This is a genomic window from Caproicibacterium sp. NSD3 (assembly GCF_053613275.1).
In genome coordinates this window covers 1915136-1929571 of record NZ_CM132119.1, presented here as the reverse complement: position 1 = coordinate 1929571, position 14436 = coordinate 1915136, and the positions used below count along the sequence as shown (strand labels likewise).

Here is a 14436-nt window from a genome sequence, read left to right as displayed (position 1 = left end):
GAATGTTTTGTTTTATTACTAAGAAAAAAATTTTATTTGGGACAAAATAGAATTGACATTTTTAAAAACCATCGTTATACTGAAAACAGTCACAAAAAGGGAGTAGTTGAAAACGCATTTGTCAACATCACGATCTTTTAAAAGATCTGGCAATGTGTGCCGATATTCGGTAACAAGACTTTTCGGGGACTGTCCAAGATCGCAGTGGGCAGTTTTTTCCGAAAAGTCTTTTTTGTTTATCGTTCCCTTTACGAGCGAGAAAAGGAGCGTAGATTTTTGTGGGAGATTTTTCGTTTTTAGTCAAAGGAATTCTCAGTGTTACTCCGCAGCAATTCATCATGTGGATAATCGGCGGGCTTTTGATCTGGCTTGCTATTAAAAAGGATTTTGAGCCGGCTTTGTTGCTGCCGATGGGATTCGGTGCGATTCTGGTAAATCTGCCGTATTCCGGCGTTTTGGGAGATTCCGGAATTATTCAATGGCTTTATGATGTCGGCATTCGTGCCAGTGAGGCAATGCCGCTGCTTTTGTTTGTTGGAATTGGCGCGATGATCGATTTTGGACCGCTGCTTTCCAACCCACGGATGCTGCTTTTCGGCGGTGCGGCGCAGTTCGGCATCTTTATGACCGTTGTTTTGGCAGTCCTTTTGGGGTTCCCGTTAAAAGATGCGTTGTCGGCCGGCGTAATTGGTGCTGCAGATGGGCCGACTTCGATTTTTGTTGCAAAGACGCTCAACAGTAATTATATCGGTGCCATTTCGGTAGCCGCTTACAGTTATATGGCGTTGGTGCCGATTATTCAGCCTTTTGCGATTCGGCTCGTCACGACGGAAAAAGAACGCAAAATTCGGATGCCCTATCATCCAAAGCAGGTCAGCAGACTGACAAGAATTCTGTTCCCCATTTGTGTGACGATTGTTGCGGGATTGATTGCACCGGATTCAGTCGCTTTGGTCGGCTTTTTGATGTTCGGCAATTTAATTCGGGAATGTCATAAGTTGGATTCCCTAAAAGAGACTGCAGAAGGACCGCTTACCAATTTAATTACGATTTTTCTCGGAATTACAATCGCATTTCAGATGCAGGCGGAGCAGTTCCTGACTTTTGGAACGTTGCTGATTATGGGACTAGGACTTTTTGCTTTTGTTTTTGATACAATCGGCGGAGTGCTTTTTGCAAAGCTTCTGAATATTTTCCTGCCGGAAGGTCAGAAAGTCAACCCAATGGTAGGCGGCGCCGGAATTTCGGCGTTTCCGATGAGTTCGCGCGTGATTCAGAAGATGGCTTTGAAAGAAGATCCTACCAATCATTTGTTGATGCATGCAGTCGGCGCGAATGTAGCGGGACAAATTGGATCGGTTGTTGCAGGCGGAATTATTTTAAGCCTTGCAGGGAACTTATTGGGGGTGTAAAATAGAGATGTTAACAATGTTGGCAGATTTCCAGAGCATTTTGGGAATTGTTCATGAATCTGACCTTTTCGGAAGCTTTAAAATGATGGGATTAGGGATGCTCGGCATTTTGATCGTTATGATGCTGCTGTATCTTTTGATTATGGTGCTTTCGAAATTTGGAAAAGAAAAAAAGAACTGAGGAGCGTCAAGAAACTATGGCAGACAAAAAATTTGTGGAAGCAATCACTCCCATGGATGAAGATTTTACCCGTTGGTATACGGATATCGTTAAAAAAGCGGAGCTGATGGATTATTCCAGCGTAAAGGGCTGTATGGTGATTGAACCTTACGGATATGCGATCTGGGAAAATATCCAGAAGATTCTGGACAAAAGATTCAAAGAGCTGGGACATGAAAATGTTTATATGCCCATGTTTATTCCGGAAAGCCTTTTGAATAAAGAAAAGGAACATGTGAAGGGATTTGCGCCCGAAGTTGCATGGGTTACGCAGGGCGGCGGAGAAAAGCTGGAAGAACGCCTTTGTGTGCGTCCTACCAGTGAAGTGCTTTTCTGCGAACATTATCAGAAAGTGATTCATTCCTGGAGAGATCTGCCGAAACTTTATAACCAGTGGTGCAGTGTTGTCCGGTGGGAAAAAACGACCCGTCCTTTCCTGCGCAGCAGTGAATTTTTGTGGCAGGAAGGCCATACGATGCATGAGACGCCGGAAGAAGCAAAGGAAGAGACCATGCGGATGCTGCATTGCTATGAGGAATTTTATCGTGATTCTCTTGCAATTCCAGCCGTTACCGGACAGAAAACGGAAAAAGAAAAGTTTGCCGGAGCGGAAGCTACTTATACGATCGAGCCGATGATGCATAACGGAGTTGCTCTGCAGGGTGGTACCAGCCATTATTTTGGAGACGGATTCGCGAAGAGCTTTGGGATCACCTTTACAGGGCGTGACAATACATTACAGCATCCCTATCAGACGAGCTGGGGTGTTTCCACCAGAATGATTGGCGCTATCATTATGGTCCACGGTGATGACAGCGGCTTAAAACTTCCGCCGGCAATCGCTCCGATTCAGGTCATTATTGTGCCTGTTGCACAGCATAAGCCAGGGGTCCTCGAAAAAGCAAATGCACTTTTCGAAGAGCTCAAAAAGGCTGGAATCCGGGTCAAACTGGACGATTGTGAGCAGTCTCCCGGCTGGAAATTTGCCCAATATGAGATGAAGGGCGTTCCACTGCGGCTCGAAATCGGACCGAAGGATATCGAAAAGAAACAGTGTGTGCTTGTGCGCAGAACCGACCGCGAAAAGATTTTCACACCGCTCGGAAGCCTTTTGGAGGCGGTCAATGAGCAGCTGCAGAAAGTACATGATCAGATGTATGAGCAGGCACTCGAAAATTTGAATGCTAAAACATTTGTAGCACATAATCACGAGGAATTTTTGGAAATTGCCAAAAATAAGCCCGGATTTATCAAAGCAATGTGGTGTGGAGATGCGGCCTGTGAGGAAAAGCTCAAAGATGAGACCGGTGGCGTCAAATCCCGCTGCATTCCATTTGAAGAAGAACATATAGCCGATACCTGTGTCTGCTGCGGCAAACCTGCGACCCATATGGTTTATTGGGGACGTCAGTATTAAAGAATCAGATCCGGAACTTTTCGGGGAAACCCGGAATTCTCCGGATTTTTTATTCGAAAAGACTTGCTGTTTTCTAAAAAATTGGGTATTCTAGGGAAAGGATGATCTTCGTCTGATTTTTTCTATATTAAAAGGAAAGGACAGAAGAATTTTATGAAAGCGAAAACATGGAGAAAGATTTCCTTTTTTGCTGGGGCTGCTGCCGTCGGGACAGCGTTTGCTAGAAAAGCCGGATGTGATCAGATTGTAGGCACTAAGGCGAAAGGCGCTACAACGATTCTGCGTGATCGAAAGGGAAATCCGAAAGGTGCGGCAGCAATCGGCGCGATAGGACCAATTTCGTTTGGAAGATTGACCGCGACAATTTGCGGCTGGACTGCGGCAGCGGCTGCCTCAAAGGCAAAGTCTGCAACATATCGGGAAAAACAGCGTCAAAAGAAGAATTAGCATAATAAACAAAAAGGAGCTTCAATTTTTTCTGTTTATTACAAAAGAAATTCTTGCATTCTAAATCTGTTTATGGTATTATAATCAAGCACGACTGCGACAGATATGCGTTGAAGCGGGAGGTTGCGGCTTATATTAAGCCGGTTTTTCCGTGGAGTATGTCCGATTTTAAACCGGGCGAGAAAAGATTGTGTGCAGCGAAAGAGTACTTGTGCGACTTTTTCCTGTTCAGGACGTTTTTTGCAAAGACCCGGGTCGCCCCAAAAGGGAGATCCGGTTTTTCAATGGGCCGAGATGGAACACCCGGAACATTGTAGGAAAAATTCCGCCAAAAAGGCCTTTCTAGTCCGCCAACTACAATAAGGAGGCGATTTTAGTGGCAGTCAAAGAAAAAATTCGGATCAGAATTAAAGGGTACGATCATCAACTGGTCGATCAGTCCTGTGAGAAGATCGTTCAGACGGCAAAGCGTACCGGTGCCCGCGTAAGCGGCCCTGTCCCGCTGCCGACCGAAAGGCAGATCATCACGGTTCTGCGTGCTGTTCATAAGTATAAGGACAGCCGCGAACAGTTTGAAATGCGTACCCACAAGAGACTGATCGACATCCTCAGACCTTCCAACAAGACTGTTGAAGCCATGATGGGTCTGGAACTCCCCGCCGGTGTTGAGATCGAAATTAAACTGTAACAGAATTCTGTTATAAGTAATTTTTCAACCGACCAGCGTCGAGGTCATGTTGGCAGAAACGCCAACCAATAACCATAGGAGGTAATCCGAACAATGAAAAAAGGTATCATTGGCAAGAAAATCGGCATGACGCAGATTTTCGACGAGAATGGAAATGTTGTTCCCGTTACGGTCGTTGAGGCGGGCCCTTGTGTGGTCGCTCAGAAAAAGACCGTAGAGAACGACGGCTACCAGAGTGTTCAGCTCGGCTATGGCGAAATGAAGCCTCAGCGCCTCACGAAGCCTATGAAGGGTCACTTTGAAAAAGCAGACGTCGCTCCGAAAAAAGTCCTGCGCGAGTTTCGCATGGACGATGCTGATGCTTTGAAAGTCGGCGATCTTGTAAAGGCAGACATTTTTGCTGCCGGAGATAAGGTTGACGTACAGGGCACCAGCAAAGGTAAGGGCTGGGCCGGCGGCATCAAGCGCTGGAACCTGCACCGCCTGAAGGAATCCCATGGCACCGGCCCGGTAGCACGGCATGCCGGTTCCAATGGCTGCTGCTCCGATCCGTCCCGTGTGTTCCCAGGCAAGCATATGTCTGGCCATATGGGCGCTGAGACGACCACTGTACAGAACTTGACGGTCGCCAAAGTGGATGCAGAAAACAATCTGATCGCTATCAAGGGCGCCGTTCCGGGCCCGAATGGCGGTATCGTTGTCATTCATGACAGCGTTAAAGTGAAAGCGTAAGGAAAGGAGGAACCGAAATGCCTACAGTAGCAGTACTTGATATGACCGGCAAGGAAGTAGAGAAGATCGACCTTTCCGACGCCATTTTCGGCATTGAGCCGAATGTCAGCGTAATGCATGACATTGTAAAAAATTATCTGGCTAATCAGCGCCAGGGCACACAGTCTGCGCTGACCCGCAGCGAGGTTTCCGGCGGCGGCAGAAAGCCATGGAAACAAAAAGGCACGGGCCACGCCCGTCAGGGTTCCACCCGGGCGCCTCAGTGGACGCACGGCGGCGTTGTCTTTGCACCAAAGCCGCGCGACTACAGCTACACCCTCAACAAGAAGGTGAAACGTCTGGCACTTAAATCCGCGTTCTCCAGCAAGGTAAAGGATGACGAGATGATCGTTCTGTCCACAATTACTCTGGACGATTTCAAGACCAAGGCCATCGCTGAGATGCTTAAGGCTTTGGGAGCGGATAAAAAGGCTCTGATCGTTCTCCCCGAAAAGGACGAAAAGGTAATTGCTTCTGCGAATAACCTTCCGGGAGTAAAAACCGCAATGGTAAATACCCTGAATGTTTATGATATCCTCAACGCGGACAAATTTATTGTCCTGAAGGATGCCGTAGCACAGATCGAGGAGGTGTACGCATAATGACCGCACATGAAATTATTATCCGCCCTATCATCACTGAAAAAGCAATGCAGGGACTCGGAAATAAGGTCTACACCTTCCAGGTGGCAGACAAAGCCACTAAAATCGATGTAAAGCGCGCTGTGGAAGAAGCCTTTGGCGTAAAGGTCAGCAAGGTCAACACTCTGCACGTGCGTGGCCACCTGCGTCGCCAGGGCCGCACCGAAGGATATACAGCCTCTTGGAAGAAAGCAATCGTCACTTTGACTGAAGACAGCAAGACGATCGAATTTTTCGAGGGCATGATGTAAGGGAGAGCTTCCTTACAAGAAAATACCGTTAAGGAAACTTTCCGGCAACGTATGGGGAGTGACAAACCCCGCAAAGCCATCATGAGGAGTGTGAAACCGAAATGTCTATTAAAAGTTACAAACCTACTACGGCTTCACGACGCAATATGAGCGTCACGGACTATTCCGGGCTTACCAAAAAGGCTCCTGAAAAGAGTCTGCTGGATTCCCAGAGTCATCAGTCCGGCCGTAATAGTTACGGAAGAATTACCGTTCGCCATCGCGGCGGCGGCAACCGTCAGAAATACCGTATCATTGATTTTAAACGCCAGAAGGTAGATATGCCAGCAACCGTACAGGCTCTGGAATATGATCCAAACCGCTCTGCTTTTATTGCTTTGATTCAGTATGAAGACGGTGAAAAAAGTTATATCATTGCACCAAACGGCCTGAATGTCGGCGATAAAGTTGTCGCAGGTGCAAGTTCCGATATTAAGCCCGGCAACGCGTTGCCGCTCGCTAATATCCCATCCGGTACCTTTGTCCACAACGTTGAGCTTTATCCCGGTAAGGGCGCACAAATGGCCCGTTCAGCCGGTATCATGGCACAGTTGATGGCGAAGGAAAACGGCATGGCGCTTTTGCGTCTGCCTTCCGGAGAACTCAGAAATGTCCCCGATGCCTGCATGGCGACCATTGGCCAGGTCAGCAATATTGACCATGAAAACGTCAAGATCGGCAAAGCAGGACGCACACGTCATCTGGGCTGGCGCCCGACCGTCCGTGGTTCTGCAATGAACCCGAACGATCATCCGCATGGCGGCGGCGAAGGCAAAGCGCCTATTGGCCATCCTGGCCCAATGACCCCTTGGGGCAAACCTGCTCTTGGGTTTAAGACCCGCAAACCTCACAACCGCTCCGATAAGCTTATCGTGAAGCGCAGAAACGGCAAATAAGGCAAACAGAAAGGAGCTATTCATATGGGCAGAAGCTTAAAAAAGGGTCCTTATGTTCAGCCTGTGCTGTTGAAAAGGATTCAGGAGATGAACGAGAAGGGCGAAAAGAAGATCATTAAGACCTGGAGCCGTTCTTCTCAGATTTTCCCCGACTTTGTCGGTCATACAATCGCCGTCCATGACGGCCGCAAACATGTGCCGGTATATATCACTGAAGATATGGTAGGACATCGCCTCGGCGAGTTCGCGCCTACCCGCACCTTCAAGGGTCATTCCGGCTCAAAAACTACCACAGTGCCGGGTAAATAACGGCCGAAAGGAGTGTATCACATGGAAGCAAGGGCTTATCTTAACTACGCCCGTATTTCCCCCCGCAAAATGTCCATTGTGCTGGATTTAATCCGCAATAAGCCAGTGGATCTTGCAATGGCTATCCTTCAGAATACCCCCAAGGCCGCTTCCGAGTATCTTGTAAAACTCTTGAAGTCGGCCATGGCGAATGCTGAAAATAACCATAGTATGGACGTTTCCAGGCTTTACGTGGCAGAGTGCTACGCATGTCCTGGCCCGATCCTCAAGCGCATTCGTCCGCGGGCACAGGGTCGTGCATATCAGGTTCTCAAAAGATCCTCGCACGTAACCATGGTGCTTAAGGAAAAAGAATAAGGCAGAGGAGGTATAGAAATGGGTCAGAAAATAAATCCACATGGTTTTCGTGTGGGTGTTATCAAAGATTGGGACTCCCGCTGGTATGTCAGCAACAATGTTTTTGGCGATACTCTGGTTGAAGATTACAAGCTGCGCCGCAAGCTGAAGAAACAGCTTTATGCTGCCGGCGTCCCGAAGATTGAAATTGAACGTGACGCTTCCAAGGTTCGCATTCATATTCACTGCGCAAAGCCGGGCATGGTTATCGGCAAAGCAGGATCAGAGATTGAAAAACTCCGTCAGCAGTGTGAAAAAGATCTTGGAAAGCCTGTGTCGATTAATATTATCGAGGTCAAGACCCCCGATTTGGACGCACAGCTCGTCGCTGAAAACATTGCACAGCAGCTGGAAAAGAGAATTTCCTTCCGCCGCGCAATGAAGCAGTGCATCGGCCGCGCAATGAAGATGGGAGCAAAGGGAATCAAAACCATGTGCTCCGGTCGTTTGGGCGGTGCAGAAATTGCTCGTAAAGAGCAGTATCATGATGGCACAATTCCGCTGCAGACTCTGCGCGCGGATATTGATTATGGTTTTGCCGAGGCTGCCACAACTTATGGCCGTATCGGTGTAAAAGTTTGGATTTACCGGGGCGAGGTTCTGCACGATAATCGCAGCGCCGCCCGTCCGCCCCGCCGGGAAGGAGGCAGTAAATAATGCTGTTGCCTAAGCGCGTTAAATATCGTCGTGTACACCGTGGCCGTATGACCGGCAAGGCGTATCGCGGCAATAAGGTCACTTATGGTGATTACGGTCTTCAGGCTTTGGAGCCCGCATGGATCACCTCAAACCAGATTGAAGCAGCTCGTGTCGCAATGACTCGTTACTGCAAACGTTTCGGCCAAGTCTGGATTAAAATTTTCCCTGATAAACCAATTACCCAGAAACCAGCAGAAACTCGAATGGGTTCCGGCAAAGGTTCTCCGGAATATTGGGTAGCTGTAGTAAAGCCGGGCCGCGTTATGTTCGAAATCGGTGGTGTTTCTGAAGACACAGCAAAAGAGGCTATGCGCCTTGCTGCCAGTAAGCTGCCAATTAAGACGAAAATCGTTAAGAAGGAAGAGGAGGTTGAGCAATAATGAAGGCATCCGAAGTGCGTGAAATGACAAACGAAGAGCTTCAAAGTAAGCTCAAGGACCTTAAGGAAGAACTCTTTAACCTCCGCTTTCAACTTGCGATTAACCAACTCGACAACCCGATGCGTATCTCCGCTGTCAAAAAGGACATTGCCCGCGTAAAAACTGTTTTACGCGCCAATGAACTGAAAGACAACGCGAACGTCTGACGGAAGGAGGTACCATCGTGAGCGAAAGAAATTATCGTAAAATAGAGGTTGGTAAGGTTGTCAGCGACAAGATGGACAAGACCATCGTTGTAGCAGTCCAAGACAGCGTTAAGCATCCCCTGTACGGCAAGATCATTAAACGTACCGTTAAATTAAAGGCACATGACGAGAACAATGAATGCAACGTCGGTGACCGCGTGCGTGTTATGGAGACCCGTCCCTTAAGTAAAGATAAGAGATGGCGTCTTGTCGAGATTATTGAAAAAGCGAAGTAATTCGCCCAAGCAAAGGAGGAACGCACTGTGATTCAGCAGCAGACTTACCTCAACGTTGCCGACAACACCGGCGCGAAGCAGATTATGTGCATCCGCGTTCTGGGCGGTACGGGCAGAAGGTATGCAAATATCGGTGACGTCATCGTAGCTTCCGTAAAAAGAGCTGCACCAGGCGGTACTGTAAAAAAAGGCGAAGTCGTTAAGGCAGTTGTGGTTCGCACGGCTTCCGGTGTTCGCCGTGATGACGGCAGCTACATCCGTTTTGATGAAAACGCTGCAGTCTTAATCAAAGACGATAAAAACCCCAGGGGCACTCGTATCTTTGGGCCCGTCGCAAGAGAATTGCGCGACAAGGACTATATGAAGATTTTGAGTCTTGCTCCCGAAGTACTATAAGGAGGTGTCACAATGGAAAATAAAATGCATGTAAAGACCGGTGACACCGTTGCAATTCTCAGCGGTCGCGATGCCGGCAAGCAGGGCAAGGTCATGGCAGTTAGCCCCAAAGAGGGCAAGGTCATTGTTGAGAAACTCAACATGGTCACCAAGCACGTGAAACCCCGCCGTGCTGGAGAAGAGGGCGGCATTGTTAAAGCCGAGGGCGCTATTTATGCAAGCAAAGTTCAGGTTGTGTGCCCCCACTGTAAAAAGCTGACCCGCGTAGGCCATAAGGTCCATGACGAGCAGAAGCCGAACGGTGGCGTCAAGCACGTCTCTGAGCGCGTCTGCAAAAAATGCGGCGAAACGCTGTAAGGGAGGTTTCACACAATCATGGCTAGACTCAAAGAGACTTATAAAGCCGAGGTCGCACCCGCTCTGATGAAGAAATTCGGTTATAAGAGCGTGATGCAGATTCCGAAACTGAATAAAATTGTCATCAATGTTGGTGCAGGTGAGGCTAAGGAAAATTCCAAGGCAATTGATTCCATTACCACAGATATCTCCGCAATTACCGGTCAGAAGCCCCAGATTCGCAAGGCAAAAAAGAGCGTTGCAAACTTTAAGCTTCGTGCCGGAATGCCGATTGGCGTACGCGTAACATTGCGCGGTGACCGTATGTATGAGTTTGTAGATCGTCTTTTTAATGTGGCGTTGCCCCGCGTGCGTGATTTTCGCGGGATTAACCCTAATTCTTTTGACGGTCGCGGCAACTACAATATGGGCGTTAAAGAACAGCTGATTTTCCCGGAGATCGAGTATGACAAGATCGATAAAGTACGCGGTATGGACATTACTTTTGTCACAACCGCACAAAACGACGAGGAAGCCCGCCAACTCTTAGAGTTGATGGGTGCCCCGTTTGAGAGATAAGGAGGGATTCTTGTGGCCAAAACATCCATGAAAGTCAAGCAGCGCCGTCCGGCGAAGTATTCTTCCCGGCAGTATAATCGCTGCAAGATCTGCGGGCGGCCGCACGCCTACCTTCGCAAGTTCGGAATTTGCCGTATTTGCTTCCGTGAACTCGCTCATAAAGGCGAGATCCCGGGCGTGAAAAAGGCGAGCTGGTAAAGCAAAGGAGGAAACGGTATGCAGATTACAGATACAATCGCTGACCTGCTCACCCGGATTCGTAACGCAAGCTCTGCAAAGCATGATTCTGTTCAAATTCCTGCTTCTAATATGAAGAAGGCAATCTGTCAGATCCTCGAGGACGAGGGTTATATCAAGAGCTACAGCGTCACAGAAGACGGAAAACAGGGTATGATTAAAGTGATCCTGAAATATGGCGAAGGCAAGCGGCCTGTTATCATGGGCCTTAAGCGTGTGAGCAAACCCGGCCTGCGCATCTATTCCAATGCAGAAGAACTGCCTAAGGTTATGAAAGGCCTTGGTGTTGCCATCATCTCTACCAGCAAGGGCATTATGACTGACCGTCAGGCCCGCAAAGAGAATGTCGGCGGCGAAGTTCTTGCATTTATCTGGTAAAGAAGGGTGGTAAAGAAATGTCGCGAATTGGAAGAAAACCTATAAATATTCCCACTGGCGTTGATGTAAAAGTCGATGGTAGTGTTGTTACGGTAAAAGGGCCTAAGGGCACGCTGACGCATAGCTTCCACCCGAATATGGCTATTTCCGTAGAGGGGAACGAACTGATCGTTACCCGTCCAAACGATGAAAAAGAGAACAAGGCTCTGCATGGTCTTACCCGTACCCTGATCAACAATATGGTAGTTGGTGTAACGGAAGGCTTTAAAAAGGAACTCGAAGTCAACGGTGTTGGCTATCGTGTACAGAAGCAGGGCAAGAATTTGGTAATGAACCTCGGATACAGCCATCAGGTGATTGTTCCGGAGGTTGATGGAATTACCATCGAAGTTCCCTCTGCAAACAAAATTACGATTCTTGGCGCTGATAAGCAGCAGGTTGGTCAGTTTGCCGCCGAAGTTCGTGAAAAACGTCCGCCTGAGCCTTATAAGGGCAAGGGCATCCGCTATGTCGGTGAATATGTCCGCCATAAGGAAGGCAAGGCCGGCAAGGGCGCTAAGAAGTAAATAAGGAGTGAATACCAATGGTGAATAAGGCTGATAGAAATGCCGCAAGACTGCACCGCCATATCCGCGTGCGCAGCAAAATTTCCGGCACAGCAGAGTGCCCCCGCCTGAACGTGTTCCGCTCTGCCAATAACATCTACGCCCAGATTATCGACGACGTAAAAGGTGCAACATTGTGTGCTGCATCCTCGCTGGATAAGGAATTTGAAGGCAAGGGCAGCAACAAGGAGGCTGCACGCAAAGTCGGTGAACTGATCGCTAAGCGTGCTGCAGAGAAGAACATCACTGAGGTCAAGTTCGACCGCGGCGGATACCTGTTCCACGGCCGTGTCAAAGAACTGGCCGACGGCGCCCGCGAGGGCGGCCTCAAGTTCTAAGAAGGAGGAAAGACGATTGGCTAGATTCGACTCAAGAAAAAAAGACGATGAGTTTAAAGAGCATGTAGTTTCCATCAACCGTGTTTCCAAAACTGTAAAAGGCGGCCGTATTTTTAAGTTTGCTGCACTTGTAGTAGTGGGCGACGGGAAAGGCACTGTCGGTTTTGGAATCGGTAAGTCCGGCGAAGTTCCGGATGCAATCCGCAAGGGCATTGAGGACGCTAAGAAGAACCTGAAAAAGATTTCTCTGCGTGGTTCTACAATTCCGCACGAGATCATTGGAGAGTTCGGTGCAGGCCGCGTTTTGATGAAACCGGCTGCTCCTGGTACCGGCGTAATTGCCGGCGGTCCGGTCCGTTCTGTGATCGAGGCTGTTGGAATTCGTGATATCCGTACCAAGGCACTGCGCTCTAATAATCCCTGCAACGTAGTCCGTGCAACATTGGATGGTCTGTGCAAACTGCGTACCGCCGAAGAAGTGGCTGCGGTTCGTGGCCGTTCCGTGAAAGAGATTCTTTAAGGGAGGGCGTTTTAGATGGCTAACTTAAATATTAGACTGGTCAAGAGCCTGATTGGTTCTCAGAAAGACCAGATCGCTACCGCCCAGTCCCTAGGCCTTCGCAAAATCGGCGACAGCACTGTGCAACCCGATAATGTGCAGACCAAAGGCAAGGTGGCCAAAATTATCCACCTCATCGAGGTAAAGAACGCTTAACTAAAAGGAGGTGCGAGTATTATGAAATTGCATGATCTGACAGCAGTACCGGGCTCTACAAAAAATTCAAAGAGGATCGGTCGTGGTCATGGTTCCGGTTGGGGTAAAACTTCTGGCAAAGGTCAAAAAGGTCAGAAAGCCCGTGCTGGATTCAGTCAGAGAGCCGGTTTTGAAGGCGGACAGATGCCTTTGCAGCGCCGGATCCCGAAGCGTGGATTCAACAATATTTTTGCAAAAGAAATTATCACCGTCAATGTTGGTACTTTGGACAAAAAGTTTGAAGATAACGCTGTGATTGATGCGCAGGCATTGATTAAGGCAGGCATTATTAAGAAGGCTGCTGATGGTGTGAAAATTCTTGCAAACGGAAATGTGACGAAGAAGCTGAATGTATCGGTGAATGGCTATTCCAAGTCCGCAAAAGAAAAAATTGAAGCGGCAGGTGGGAAGGCTGAGGTGATCTAATTGTTTAAAACAATTAAGAACGCCTGGAAAATTCCTGAACTTCGCAAAAAGCTGCTTTTTACGGTGTTGGTTATTATTGTTTTCCGCTTAGGCGCCGTTATTCCGGTACCTTTTTTGGATGCAGCACAGTTAAAAGCTGTTATGGATTCTGTTGCCGGAACCGGCAGCGGAACAGCACTTGGATATTTGGATATGTTGTCCGGCGGTGCTTTTTCACAGGCAACCCTGTTTGCGATGAGTGTTACGCCATATATCAACAGCCAGATTATTATCCAACTATTGACGATCGCAATTCCCGCTCTTGAACGTATGGCAAAAGAGGGGGAAGAAGGCCGTAAACGCCTAGAAACCATTGTCCGTTATTTGGCAGTGATTCTTGGTTTGATTCAAGGCCTTGCATATTATATGTTCCTTCGCAACAGTGGCAATGGCGGTTCTATTGTAAAATACACGCAAGGCGGCACCGGTATTTTCGTCGGTTTCGTTATCGTGCTTTGCTTTACCGCCGGTACTGCACTGATGATGTGGATGGGCGAGCAGATCAACCAGTTTGGCGTTGGCAATGGTATTTCTATTTTACTGTTTGCCGGCATCGTAGCTCGTTTGCCCCATACGATCAACACCCTGGGTCAGTATTTGAGTATCGCATCGGGAGACCCCACAAATTCCGGTAAGTATTTCTTTACGGTTCCGCTCTTTGTGGTACTCTTCCTTGGCGTTATCTGGCTGATCTCTTTTATGAACGAATCAGAGCGCCGTATTCCCATTCAGTACGCAAAACGTGTGGTTGGACGGAAACAATACGGCGGTCAAAGCAGCCATTTGCCGATTAAAGTTGGTTTGGGCGGCGTTATGCCAATCATTTTTGCCAGCGTGATTCTTTCCATTCCCAGCACAATTCAGCTGTTTATGGGAAGCAATGCAACCGGCTTTTGGGCGAGCTTTGTCAGTGCATTCCGTAGTACGGGGTTACTTTACTGCGTTTTGTATTTCCTTTTGATTATGTTGTTTGGCTTTTTCTATACAGCGATGCAGTACAATCCAATTGAGATGGCAAACAATCTCCGTCAGAACAACGGCACAATTCCGGGAATTCGTCCCGGCAAGCCGACATCTGATTATATTTCCCGGATTCTGTCAAAAATTACCATGATCGGGTCTCTTTATCTGTCCATTATCGCATTGCTGCCAATTATTTTTGGCAATGTTGCGGGGATGCAGAACCTTTCTATGGGCGGCACTTCCATTATCATTATGGTCGGTGTTGCGCTGGAGACTGTCAAGCAGCTTGAGAGCCAGATGATGATGCGTCATTATAAAGGCTTTTTGGATTGATAGAG

At 48.2% G+C, this 14436-nt stretch carries 26 protein-coding genes; all 26 read left to right on the top strand.

The window, feature by feature from the left end:
- The first annotated feature begins 278 nt into the window (after positions 1 to 278).
- The 26 genes from ACVS9P_RS09540 to secY all read left to right on the top strand — a co-directional run bounded on the left by ACVS9P_RS09540 (position 279) and on the right by secY (position 14431).
- Complete coding sequence (locus tag ACVS9P_RS09540; RefSeq protein WP_452103316.1) at positions 279 to 1412, top strand: sodium ion-translocating decarboxylase subunit beta; 1134 nt, start codon at positions 279 to 281, stop codon at positions 1410 to 1412.
- Between the two features lie 7 nt (positions 1413 to 1419).
- Positions 1420 to 1593 (top strand): OadG-related small transporter subunit, encoded by a 174-nt coding sequence (locus ACVS9P_RS09535; RefSeq protein WP_452103315.1) that lies wholly within the window; start codon positions 1420 to 1422, stop codon positions 1591 to 1593.
- A 16-nt stretch (positions 1594 to 1609) separates the two neighbouring features.
- Complete coding sequence (gene proS / locus ACVS9P_RS09530; protein ID WP_452103314.1) at positions 1610 to 3049, top strand: proline--tRNA ligase; 1440 nt, start codon at positions 1610 to 1612, stop codon at positions 3047 to 3049.
- A 153-nt stretch (positions 3050 to 3202) separates the two neighbouring features.
- Positions 3203 to 3496: a hypothetical protein gene (locus ACVS9P_RS09525; protein WP_452103313.1), complete on the top strand. Its 294-nt coding sequence runs from the start codon at positions 3203 to 3205 to the stop codon at positions 3494 to 3496.
- Between the two features lie 376 nt (positions 3497 to 3872).
- Positions 3873 to 4184, top strand: a complete 312-nt coding sequence (gene rpsJ, locus ACVS9P_RS09520; RefSeq protein WP_452103312.1) for a 30S ribosomal protein S10 — start codon at positions 3873 to 3875, stop codon at positions 4182 to 4184.
- Positions 4185 to 4277: 93 nt separating this feature from the next.
- Entirely contained in the window at positions 4278 to 4916 is a 639-nt protein-coding gene (rplC, locus tag ACVS9P_RS09515) for a 50S ribosomal protein L3 (RefSeq protein WP_452103311.1), read from the top strand.
- A gap of 17 nt (positions 4917 to 4933) precedes the next feature.
- Positions 4934 to 5557 (top strand): 50S ribosomal protein L4, encoded by a 624-nt coding sequence (gene rplD / locus ACVS9P_RS09510; RefSeq protein WP_452103310.1) that lies wholly within the window; start codon positions 4934 to 4936, stop codon positions 5555 to 5557.
- Positions 5557 to 5847, top strand: coding sequence for a 50S ribosomal protein L23 (rplW, locus tag ACVS9P_RS09505; protein ID WP_452103309.1), 291 nt, complete (start codon positions 5557 to 5559; stop codon positions 5845 to 5847). The genes rplD and rplW overlap by 1 nt, the downstream gene beginning before the upstream one ends.
- Positions 5848 to 5948: 101 nt before the next feature.
- Entirely contained in the window at positions 5949 to 6782 is an 834-nt protein-coding gene (gene rplB / locus ACVS9P_RS09500; RefSeq protein WP_452103308.1) for a 50S ribosomal protein L2, read from the top strand.
- Between the two features lie 24 nt (positions 6783 to 6806).
- A complete protein-coding gene (gene rpsS / locus ACVS9P_RS09495) occupies positions 6807 to 7091 on the top strand; it encodes a 30S ribosomal protein S19 (protein WP_180342169.1) in 285 nt (94 codons plus the stop codon).
- Positions 7092 to 7112: 21 nt separating this feature from the next.
- Positions 7113 to 7448, top strand: coding sequence for a 50S ribosomal protein L22 (gene rplV / locus ACVS9P_RS09490; RefSeq protein WP_452103307.1), 336 nt, complete (start codon positions 7113 to 7115; stop codon positions 7446 to 7448).
- Between the two features lie 18 nt (positions 7449 to 7466).
- A complete protein-coding gene (gene rpsC / locus ACVS9P_RS09485; RefSeq protein WP_452103306.1) occupies positions 7467 to 8144 on the top strand; it encodes a 30S ribosomal protein S3 in 678 nt (225 codons plus the stop codon).
- Entirely contained in the window at positions 8144 to 8566 is a 423-nt protein-coding gene (gene rplP, locus ACVS9P_RS09480) for a 50S ribosomal protein L16 (RefSeq protein WP_180342172.1), read from the top strand. The genes rpsC and rplP overlap by 1 nt, the downstream gene beginning before the upstream one ends.
- Positions 8566 to 8772, top strand: coding sequence for a 50S ribosomal protein L29 (gene rpmC, locus ACVS9P_RS09475; RefSeq protein ID WP_266161860.1), 207 nt, complete (start codon positions 8566 to 8568; stop codon positions 8770 to 8772). Before rplP ends, rpmC begins: the two co-directional genes overlap by 1 nt.
- 17 nt (positions 8773 to 8789) lie before the next feature.
- Positions 8790 to 9047 carry a 30S ribosomal protein S17 gene (gene rpsQ / locus ACVS9P_RS09470; RefSeq protein WP_452103305.1) on the top strand — a complete coding sequence of 86 codons (258 nt, stop codon included), beginning with the start codon at positions 8790 to 8792 and terminating at the stop codon, positions 9045 to 9047.
- Positions 9048 to 9074: 27 nt separating this feature from the next.
- Complete coding sequence (rplN, locus tag ACVS9P_RS09465) at positions 9075 to 9443, top strand: 50S ribosomal protein L14 (protein ID WP_180342175.1); 369 nt, start codon at positions 9075 to 9077, stop codon at positions 9441 to 9443.
- Positions 9444 to 9455: 12 nt separating this feature from the next.
- Positions 9456 to 9800, top strand: coding sequence for a 50S ribosomal protein L24 (gene rplX, locus ACVS9P_RS09460; protein ID WP_452103304.1), 345 nt, complete (start codon positions 9456 to 9458; stop codon positions 9798 to 9800).
- A gap of 18 nt (positions 9801 to 9818) precedes the next feature.
- Complete coding sequence (rplE, locus tag ACVS9P_RS09455; protein ID WP_452103303.1) at positions 9819 to 10358, top strand: 50S ribosomal protein L5; 540 nt, start codon at positions 9819 to 9821, stop codon at positions 10356 to 10358.
- A 12-nt stretch (positions 10359 to 10370) separates the two neighbouring features.
- The gene (locus tag ACVS9P_RS09450) at positions 10371 to 10556 is read left to right on the top strand and encodes a type Z 30S ribosomal protein S14 (RefSeq protein ID WP_452103302.1); all 186 of its coding nucleotides are present in this window, start codon (positions 10371 to 10373) and stop codon (positions 10554 to 10556) included.
- A gap of 18 nt (positions 10557 to 10574) precedes the next feature.
- Positions 10575 to 10973 (top strand): 30S ribosomal protein S8, encoded by a 399-nt coding sequence (gene rpsH, locus ACVS9P_RS09445; protein ID WP_452103301.1) that lies wholly within the window; start codon positions 10575 to 10577, stop codon positions 10971 to 10973.
- Between the two features lie 17 nt (positions 10974 to 10990).
- Complete coding sequence (rplF, locus tag ACVS9P_RS09440; protein ID WP_452103300.1) at positions 10991 to 11539, top strand: 50S ribosomal protein L6; 549 nt, start codon at positions 10991 to 10993, stop codon at positions 11537 to 11539.
- Positions 11540 to 11556: 17 nt separating this feature from the next.
- Positions 11557 to 11916 carry a 50S ribosomal protein L18 gene (rplR, locus tag ACVS9P_RS09435; RefSeq protein ID WP_452103299.1) on the top strand — a complete coding sequence of 120 codons (360 nt, stop codon included), beginning with the start codon at positions 11557 to 11559 and terminating at the stop codon, positions 11914 to 11916.
- Positions 11917 to 11932: 16 nt separating this feature from the next.
- The gene (gene rpsE, locus ACVS9P_RS09430) at positions 11933 to 12436 is read left to right on the top strand and encodes a 30S ribosomal protein S5 (RefSeq protein ID WP_452103298.1); all 504 of its coding nucleotides are present in this window, start codon (positions 11933 to 11935) and stop codon (positions 12434 to 12436) included.
- A gap of 15 nt (positions 12437 to 12451) precedes the next feature.
- Complete coding sequence (gene rpmD / locus ACVS9P_RS09425; RefSeq protein WP_266161856.1) at positions 12452 to 12631, top strand: 50S ribosomal protein L30; 180 nt, start codon at positions 12452 to 12454, stop codon at positions 12629 to 12631.
- 21 nt (positions 12632 to 12652) lie between these two features.
- Positions 12653 to 13096, top strand: coding sequence for a 50S ribosomal protein L15 (rplO, locus tag ACVS9P_RS09420; protein ID WP_452103297.1), 444 nt, complete (start codon positions 12653 to 12655; stop codon positions 13094 to 13096).
- The gene (gene secY / locus ACVS9P_RS09415; RefSeq protein WP_452103296.1) at positions 13097 to 14431 is read left to right on the top strand and encodes a preprotein translocase subunit SecY; all 1335 of its coding nucleotides are present in this window, start codon (positions 13097 to 13099) and stop codon (positions 14429 to 14431) included.
- Positions 14432 to 14436 lie beyond the last annotated feature (5 nt).

Bases quoted from the DNA above. Each gene is read 5' to 3' on its own strand.
- rplO (WP_452103297.1), top strand. From the start codon at position 12,653: ATGAAATTGCATGATCTGACAGCAGTACCGGGCTCTACAAAAAATTCA.
- rpsS (WP_180342169.1), top strand. From the start codon at position 6,807: ATGGGCAGAAGCTTAAAAAAGGGTCCTTATGTTCAGCCTGTGCTGTTG.
- rplD (WP_452103310.1), top strand. From the start codon at position 4,934: ATGCCTACAGTAGCAGTACTTGATATGACCGGCAAGGAAGTAGAGAAG.
- rplB (WP_452103308.1), top strand. From the start codon at position 5,949: ATGTCTATTAAAAGTTACAAACCTACTACGGCTTCACGACGCAATATG.
- rplW (WP_452103309.1), top strand. From the start codon at position 5,557: ATGACCGCACATGAAATTATTATCCGCCCTATCATCACTGAAAAAGCA.
- rplC (WP_452103311.1), top strand. From the start codon at position 4,278: ATGAAAAAAGGTATCATTGGCAAGAAAATCGGCATGACGCAGATTTTC.
- ACVS9P_RS09525 (WP_452103313.1), top strand. From the start codon at position 3,203: ATGAAAGCGAAAACATGGAGAAAGATTTCCTTTTTTGCTGGGGCTGCT.
- rplX (WP_452103304.1), top strand. From the start codon at position 9,456: ATGGAAAATAAAATGCATGTAAAGACCGGTGACACCGTTGCAATTCTC.
- rpsC (WP_452103306.1), top strand. From the start codon at position 7,467: ATGGGTCAGAAAATAAATCCACATGGTTTTCGTGTGGGTGTTATCAAA.
- rplF (WP_452103300.1), top strand. From the start codon at position 10,991: ATGTCGCGAATTGGAAGAAAACCTATAAATATTCCCACTGGCGTTGAT.
- rpmC (WP_266161860.1), top strand. From the start codon at position 8,566: ATGAAGGCATCCGAAGTGCGTGAAATGACAAACGAAGAGCTTCAAAGT.
- ACVS9P_RS09535 (WP_452103315.1), top strand. From the start codon at position 1,420: ATGTTAACAATGTTGGCAGATTTCCAGAGCATTTTGGGAATTGTTCAT.
- rpsH (WP_452103301.1), top strand. From the start codon at position 10,575: ATGCAGATTACAGATACAATCGCTGACCTGCTCACCCGGATTCGTAAC.
- rplE (WP_452103303.1), top strand. From the start codon at position 9,819: ATGGCTAGACTCAAAGAGACTTATAAAGCCGAGGTCGCACCCGCTCTG.
- rplR (WP_452103299.1), top strand. From the start codon at position 11,557: ATGGTGAATAAGGCTGATAGAAATGCCGCAAGACTGCACCGCCATATC.
- rplV (WP_452103307.1), top strand. From the start codon at position 7,113: ATGGAAGCAAGGGCTTATCTTAACTACGCCCGTATTTCCCCCCGCAAA.
- proS (WP_452103314.1), top strand. From the start codon at position 1,610: ATGGCAGACAAAAAATTTGTGGAAGCAATCACTCCCATGGATGAAGAT.
- rpmD (WP_266161856.1), top strand. From the start codon at position 12,452: ATGGCTAACTTAAATATTAGACTGGTCAAGAGCCTGATTGGTTCTCAG.
- rplP (WP_180342172.1), top strand. From the start codon at position 8,144: ATGCTGTTGCCTAAGCGCGTTAAATATCGTCGTGTACACCGTGGCCGT.